Raw genomic sequence first — 1,108 nt, forward strand, 5'->3', positions numbered from 1 at the left:
AGTCGAATATGATTCCTTGTTGCGTTGATCAGGCGGAGAACGGCTGTGGCATAGTAACAATGGCGGGAGCTTCTGCTGCCTCAGCGCAATTGACTGGCCAGGCGAAAGGTGATGATGGATGGCTCTTCGTCCGGCCGGAGCACATTGATATTGACCCAATGCCGACCTCTTCCGGGGCGCCGAATTCGCTCGCGGGCGTCGTCGAGACCGCGCTCTTCCTTGGTGAAATGACCAGATACCACATTCGGTGCGGTGACGAAACTATCATCGTCAAGCGGCAGAACCGCGGCCAACCCCACTTCACGGGCGGTACCCCGGTGACGGTGTCATGGAAAGCCGAGGACTGTGTCATGCTAGATTAACTGAGGTGAAAAAGACGTTGCAGTCGCGGACGAAAGGTTCCCGGCAAGTCGGGACACGTCCCTGTACTCAGCTTCGTATTGGAAGCTCATCATGAGGGGTTGGAGGTAGGGCTATGTTGGAAGGGCGGTAGCGCTTTTTCTCATAGCACCTCCATTTAATCGGAGAATATAATTGTAATGACTTTCAAGCTTGCAGTGGGCGGCATCGAGCATGAAACGAATACCTTTCGGCTCGAAGATGCGAAACTTTCCGAATTTGATGTGGTGCGGGGAGACGGGCTTATCATTAAGCACAAAGGGGTACGATCCTACGTCGGCGGAATGCTGGATGCGGCAACTCGATTAGGTGCGACCGTGGTGCCAACTCTACACGCTGATGACGAGCCCTCGGGTATCATTGCCGCGGACGCCTATGCAAGAATGGTCGACGACCTCCTTTCAGACATCGAGAAAGCTCTTCCACTCGACGCGGTGGCCTTGGCTCTACATGGCGCAGGTGTCGCCCATCGTGTCAGCAATATTGAAGTGGACATTTGCGAAAGGGTTCGGCAGCTGGTCGGACCAGAAGTAAAGATTGTGATAACTCTGGATTTGCATGGAAACCTCAACCCCAGGCTAGCTGAATTAGTCGATGCGGCATTCGGCACTCACTACCATCCTCACACGGATATGTTTGAAAGGGGGAAGGACGCGGTAAACATCATCCCACAACTGATAGATCGGAGTGTTGTTCCTAAACTCCATAT

General features: G+C 53.5%; 2 protein-coding genes. Both read left to right on the forward strand.

Going from position 1 to position 1,108, the window contains the following annotated elements:
- Nucleotides 1–362, forward strand: a 362-nt coding sequence (locus A3AY_RS0113680; RefSeq protein ID WP_154663292.1) for a TOBE domain-containing protein, incomplete at its 5' end; no start/stop codon positions are given.
- A gap of 177 nt (nt 363–539) precedes the next feature.
- On the forward strand, nt 540–1,108 hold a 569-nt coding region (locus A3AY_RS0113685), incomplete at its 3' end, for a M81 family metallopeptidase (RefSeq protein ID WP_018326231.1).

Source organism: Rhizobium giardinii bv. giardinii H152, from assembly GCF_000379605.1.
Classification (GTDB): domain Bacteria; phylum Pseudomonadota; class Alphaproteobacteria; order Rhizobiales; family Rhizobiaceae; genus Pararhizobium; species Pararhizobium giardinii.